This window comes from Bradyrhizobium sp. Leo78, assembly GCF_059512425.1.
On record NZ_JCAMOT010000105.1, the window covers coordinates 1 to 5,999 of the forward strand.

At 58.1% G+C, this 5,999-nt stretch carries 6 protein-coding genes and 2 pseudogenes; 5 read left to right on the forward strand and 3 right to left on the reverse strand.

All coding sequences use genetic code 11. The features are described from left to right. Positions 1-139, reverse strand: a pseudogene (locus tag AC5ZG1_RS43245) (IS91 family transposase); the annotation flags it as partial. Between the two features lie 72 nt (positions 140-211). Here AC5ZG1_RS43245 and AC5ZG1_RS43250 point away from each other — a divergent pair. From AC5ZG1_RS43250 to AC5ZG1_RS43270, 5 genes and pseudogenes are all read left to right on the forward strand, one after another. Then, positions 212-967, forward strand: a complete 756-nt coding sequence (locus tag AC5ZG1_RS43250) for an esterase/lipase family protein (protein WP_456646063.1) — start codon at positions 212-214, stop codon at positions 965-967. Between the two features lie 60 nt (positions 968-1,027). Further along, positions 1,028-2,214: pseudogene (locus tag AC5ZG1_RS43255) on the forward strand (IS3 family transposase). A 1,198-nt stretch (positions 2,215-3,412) separates the two neighbouring features. Beyond that, positions 3,413-3,667 (forward strand): hypothetical protein, encoded by a 255-nt coding sequence (locus AC5ZG1_RS43260; protein ID WP_456646062.1) that lies wholly within the window; start codon positions 3,413-3,415, stop codon positions 3,665-3,667. 85 nt (positions 3,668-3,752) lie between these two features. Beyond that, on the forward strand, positions 3,753-3,977 hold the full coding sequence (locus AC5ZG1_RS43265; protein ID WP_456646061.1) for a hypothetical protein: 225 nt from the start codon (positions 3,753-3,755) through the stop codon (positions 3,975-3,977). 679 nt (positions 3,978-4,656) lie between these two features. Then, positions 4,657-5,157 carry a hypothetical protein gene (locus AC5ZG1_RS43270; RefSeq protein ID WP_496136469.1) on the forward strand — a complete coding sequence of 167 codons (501 nt, stop codon included), beginning with the start codon at positions 4,657-4,659 and terminating at the stop codon, positions 5,155-5,157. Here AC5ZG1_RS43270 and AC5ZG1_RS43275 read toward each other — a convergent pair. Together AC5ZG1_RS43275 and AC5ZG1_RS43280 are read right to left on the reverse strand one after the other, a co-directional pair. Beyond that, positions 5,117-5,389, reverse strand: coding sequence for a ferritin family protein (locus AC5ZG1_RS43275; RefSeq protein ID WP_456646059.1), 273 nt, complete (start codon positions 5,387-5,389; stop codon positions 5,117-5,119). The genes AC5ZG1_RS43270 and AC5ZG1_RS43275 overlap by 41 nt on opposite strands. 90 nt (positions 5,390-5,479) lie before the next feature. Beyond that, the gene (locus AC5ZG1_RS43280; RefSeq protein WP_496136470.1) at positions 5,480-5,923 is read right to left on the reverse strand and encodes an aquaporin; all 444 of its coding nucleotides are present in this window, start codon (positions 5,921-5,923) and stop codon (positions 5,480-5,482) included. Between the last annotated feature and the right edge of the window lie 76 nt (positions 5,924-5,999).

A 5,999-nucleotide genomic window follows, 5' to 3' on the forward strand; every position in this document is an offset into this window, starting at 1 on the left:
CCTCTGGCCCACCGAACGGCCGCTTGGCGTAGACAACCCATTCGGCCTTGCGCAGCGGTGCGAGATAAGCCGCGAAGAATTGCGCCTCGGCGAGATGGGCCTGATCGCCGAAGAAGCTCAGGCGGCCGGCCCGGTGGGCGGAGCCACAACTCGCTCACGACGCGGTTTTCGTAACGCCCTATTCATCGTTAGCGGACCTGCGGAGGCTTCGATGCTTAGAAGGGTATGGGCCGTACTTGCGATATCTTGGCTTTTGGCGACGGCTAACGTCGCGATCGCCCAAAATCAAAGATACGTGCGCAATCTGGGTTCCAACTCTCCCGTTATTGTTTTCGTACACGGAGTCCTAGGGGATGGCGCAGCCTCGTGGGCTACAGGTAACGTCTCCTGGCCGAAGCTTGTCGCTGAAGATAGCGCGTTTAATGGCGCCAGTATCTATGTGCACGATTACCGGACCACGCTGAAGACGGGGTTGAGCATAAATGAGTTAGCGGAGAACCTTAGATTGCGATTGATCGATGACGGGGTCATTGATCATCGCGAGCTTATTTTTATAGCGCACAGTATGGGTGGGTTGGTTACCCGTCAGTACCTACTCAAGTATCGTAGTATTGCCGCTAAGACCCGCTTTCTCTTCTTTCTTTCCACTCCAACAACCGGAAGTGAGCTAGCCAACCTGGCGTCGATCATCAGCCGTAATCCCCAGTTCCGAGACATGCGGTTGATGCAATCGGCGGACTATCTTGCAAATCTTCAGCTTGACTGGTTCGCCGCCAACTTTGGTATTCCGACGTACTGCGCGTATGAGACTTTTGATACCTACGGAATCAAAGTCGTTGATCAAGCGAGCGCCTCTAACTTGTGCACACGAGGACTAGACCCGATTCAGGCCGACCACATCTCGATTGCTAAACCGACACGACGCACTGACGATCAATACATCTCGTTCCGAAACGCCTCTCGCTGACCTGCCGCTGCGTATTTCCTCCAGAAGGAGTTAGAGTCCGGCCGGAAGAAGGACGGACGAATGAAGCGAGCAAGGTTCACGGAAGAGCAGATTATCGCGGTGTTGAAGGAGCATGAGGCTGGGGCGAAGACGGCCGACCTGGCTCGCAAGCATGGAATCTCCGAGGCGACAATCTACAATTGGAAGGCTAAATTCGGCGGCATGGACGTCTCTGAGGCCAAGCGGCTGAAGGCGCTGGAGGAGGAGAACGCGAAGCTGAAGAAGCTCCTGGCCGAGCAGATGCTCGATGCGGCCGCCCTTCGCGAGTTGCTTTCAAAAAAATGGTAGGGCCCGCCGCCAAGCGCGCTGCGGTCGCGCATCTGCAGGCCGTCATGAGCCTGTCGGAACGGCGGGCCTGTTCGATCGTGGGCGCGGATCGGAAGATGATCCGCTACCGCTCCCGCCGCCCTCCGGACACGGTTCTGCGTGGCCGGTTGCGCGATCTTGCCAACGAGCGGCGGCGTTTCGGTTACCGCCGGCTGTTCGTCCTGCTGCGGCGGGAGGGCGAGCCATCGGGCATCAACCGGATCTACCGGCTTTATCGCGAGGAAGGGCTCGCCGTCCGCAAGCGGCGGGCCCGCCGCAAGGCTGTGGGGACCCGTGCTCCGATCCTGGTCGAGGCCAAGCCCAACGCGCGCTGGTCGCTGGACTTCGTTCATGATCAGTTTGCCAACGGACGGCGCTTCCGGATCCTCAACATCGTCGACGACGTCACCAAGGAATGCCTGGGCGCCATTCCGGATACCTCGATCTCAGGACGGCGCGTTGCCCGCGAACTCACGGCAATCGTCGAGCGACGCGGCAAGCCAGAAATGATCGTGTCCGATCATGGCACCGAGTTCACCTGCAACGCCATGCTCGCCTGGAGCAAGGACACAGTCATCGATTGGCACTTTATCGCGCCGGGAAAGCCGATGCAGAACGGCTTCATCGAGAGTTTTAACGGCCGGATGCGCGATGAACTGCTCAACGAGATCCTGTTCTTCGATCTGGATGATGCCCGCGCCAAGATCGCCAACTAGGTCGCCGACTACAATATCCGGCGGCCTCACTCGTCGCTGAAATACCTGACCCCCGCGGCCTATGCCGCCCACCTCACCGCAACGGACGATCGGCTACGCAACCCCGACCAGCTCCGCCGATCGTCCGTTGCTCCACCCGCGCCACTTGGCGTACAAAAACCCGAGACTCTAACCGCGGCTGGATGAAAATTCAGTGGCAGGTCAAGAAGCCGCTGTGTCGTTCCATACCGCCGGTACGTTTGCTCGAATATTCGCATCGGGCGAAAGCTCCACGTTTACGACGTGTCTGGGCAAACTACGTCAACGTAGACACTGTCAAAAAGGCGCACCGAGCGATCGACAACTACACCGCTGTGCGGTTGCGCCGGCGGGTGTGCTCCAAGCACAAGGTCAGGCGACGTAAGCGCGGGACTTATCCACTCTCGCGCCTCTGCGGGTACTTCTGGCTCGTACGCTTTGACTGTGCTTGGACACGACCCGTCGCGGGTGAAGGCGTGACGCCTTGTCTGCTAGCCGGATGCGAGAGATTCGCCTGTTCGGCTCAATGAGCGGGATGTGGAAACGGAGTCACGGTCGAACTACTAAGGCACCGCCAGACGAAAGAGGCGGCAACAGATATGTTCGGCCCCAAATCACCCATGACTTTGTTGCGGAGATCGTCGGCTTTAACGGCGAGCCATAAACCTTCGTATCGTTCCGTTACCCCTTTACATGCTGAACGATTACCTAGTTCAATTGAGCCGGTGATAGTGGTCGTCATAGGATGCACGCGTTGGAAAAGCGCACAGGCTCGTGAAGTGCGCCGGTGAAAAAGGATGATCGACGAACGACGAGAATACCAAGAGGAGACCACAATGCCCAACTGCTCCGAAAGTTCCAGATCTGGCAGAGCCGCGCGATGCGCGGTTTGTGATGGCAAGTTCGGTCTCGTCCGGTACTACTCGTGGCGAACCCACGTTTGCTCCAAGAAGTGCCTCGATCGCTTCAGGGCTCGCCGGGCAAGTGACCGCAATTGGTTGTCCTGGCTCAATATCGCTATAGAGCAAGCGCCAGAGAAACCGAGGGCTCTATGACGTTCCAGATCTCACAACGCGGCAGAGAATACTTGCAAACAGCACAGACTTTGCTCCGCGCTGCGCAAACCATGACCGACCGAGCGATTGCAAATCAGCTTAGGACCCTGGCCGACGACTACCAGCGGCGAGCCGAGAAAGCTTCGCATGATGATGCGGATGGATGAATTGCCTGACTGCATAGAGAGATTCCGGGATTGGGTGTAAGATGAGCAATCGCTTTTTGGCATGCAACGCTTGTTCTATTCACTGTCATGCCGCCGATTTCTACAATCGGTCACGCTCGCGCCCACGATTACCAGCACCCTGAGTTGAACAGCTGGTATGAAAGCTTGCACAGCGGCAAAGGGCCCTGCTGCGATGGCAGCGATGCGAAGCGCGTTGATGACGCCGATTGGGAAACGAAGGATCGTCACTATCGCGTGCGCATCGAAGGCGAGTGGGTTGATGTTCCGAACGACGCCGTCGTGGATGGACCGAACCGCGCTGGCCGTACGATGGTCTGGCCTTACTACCAAAGTGGTCACCCGAAGGTGCGCTGCTTCATGCCGGGGAGCATGGGCTGACCGCGAGCGCAGCGCGATCAGCAGTTCCCGCCAACTAGCTCCAACTCGTCCGATGTCGCGTATTGCTTTGCATAGGAGGCAGCGAATGACAACTGGAAGATGGAATAGCCGCAACAGGATCACCAAAGAAACTCGTGAGCAAATCCTGTATGCTTATCTGGGCGATCCAATCAAAGGAACTGAACTTGCGATGAGCAACGGACTAACGGCCGCATACGCGTACAAGCTTGCTTATGAGCGCGGGTTATTGCCGACTCGCGATGAGAAGCTGCTTGGGCGCAGCCATTCAGCGAGATTGGCATCAACATGATTGCCCTCACTCCAAAAACAAAGGCAATGCCTTGAGGCCGTGAGAGCCGGGCTCGGTTCGGGAATGTCGCGACGCTACGCAGGCTGGCGGATCGTCTTTCACTAAGGCGATTACCGTTGTGTGTACCAAAAACCTTATCCGAGTTGATGAGGTAACGGAATCGCCTAAGCTTGAAGAATGATCGGGCTACCGTGTTTCGTGCTGGCTGTCCTGGGCTCGCCGTTCAAGTCGAAGTTGCGACTCGAAGCGGAGAACGCGGTGCTTCGACATCAGTTGATTGTCTTGAGGCGTCGGTTGTACGCCCGCGTCCGCCTGATGGACCAGGATCGCTGGTTCTTGATCCAGCTGTATCGCCGGTTTCCATCAATCTTGTCGGTCCTAACGATCATCCGGCCCGAGACGGTCGTGCGTTGGCACAGGGCGGGCTTTCGCCGCTGCTGGCATTGGAAGTCGCGATCTTTAGGAGGGGGACCGTCCATCGATACAGAGCTGCGCGGATTGATCCGGCGGATCAGCATGGACAATCCGTTGTGGGGTGCGCCGCGCACACGTTAACTGCTCAAGCTTGGGTTCGAGGTCGCACAATCGAGGGTTGCCAAGTACATGGTCAAGCGGCGAAGACCAGCCCAGCTGGGGATGGCCGACCTTCCTGCGTAACCACGCGCCGGATATTGCCGCCATGGACCTGTTCGTTGTTCCAACGATCGGTTTCGACCTGCTCTATGCCTTCGTCATCGTCCGACTGGACCGCAGAGACCTGGTTTGGATCAACATCACAAGAAGTCCGACGGCGGATTGGGTTGCACGTCACATCACCGAAGCCTTTCCTCGGGGTGAAGCCCAAAATACCTCATTCGCGATCGCATCTATGACAGCCTCGTTACGCGGCGATTGCACGGCATGGGTATCCGCGACAATCCTGTTGCACCAGCCTCGCCGTGGCAGAATGGCGTTGCCGAACTTCACCGGATCGATCCGCCGCGAGTGTTTGGACATCATTGTCCTGGGCGAGGTGAATCTGCCTCAGATTCTGCGATCATACGGACGCTACTACAACGACATCCGAACGCACCGATCGTTGGACAAAGACGCGCCGGCTGCCCGCCCAATTCAGCGGACCGGAAGCATCAGATCGCTCCCTATCCTGGGCGGTCTTCACCACCACTACGCTCGAGCTTAAGTTTTCGGTACACACTAGGTATGTGATTGCCGAATAGTGACGAATAGAGATCGATCAGCGCGCAACGATGCTCCTCCTCTTCGGCAGCCATGTCGGAAAAGATCTCAGCCGTGTCAGGATGTACGTCTCGCAGGCCTTCTGCGAAATCGGCGTAGATTCTTCCACCTTCTTCTTCGCTGCTGACGGCCAGCGCAAGGATCTCCTGTTCCGTGAGTCGATCGAATGATTTCATTTTGGCCTGTCGAACCCCCGCCGGCTCTCGCCGATTGGTCGTGGTGCGCTTTTGCTTGCTTCGAAACATGAGCTTCGAATGGAATGCGGGTCATTCGGCGGGGGCTTGTCCGGCCCTGTTCGCCGCCGATGCCGTTCCTTCGTTGGAGATTCGGGTGAGACCCGCATGAACGATCGCTGCGACGATGGCGCCCACGATGGGGGCAGTTAGGTACAGCCAGACATCACCGAAGTTGCCAGTGGCGACCATCGGGCCGAGCGCCCGTGCCGGGTTGAAGGGGGCGCCAGTGAGCGTTCCACCCATCAGGATATTAAAGGTCAAGGTCATTCCGATCGCCAGCGGAGCGAGGCTGCCGGCGCGGCCGGCAACTGCTGTGCTGAGTACGACCGTGACTAGGAAAAATGCCAGCACAGCCTCGATCGTGAATCCAGCGGCGGGCGTGATCGTGAGAGTCGCGGCGCCGAGCGCGAGGTTGTGCGCGAGCGCCGGCGTGCCGAGGCCCGTGGCTGAACCACCCAGAACGGCGCGGAGCACTAGGTCGCGTGGACAGTTATCTTAGCCAGAGCAGAGTTGCGGCGATAGCGACGACAGCGAAGTAATTTCGTGCGGT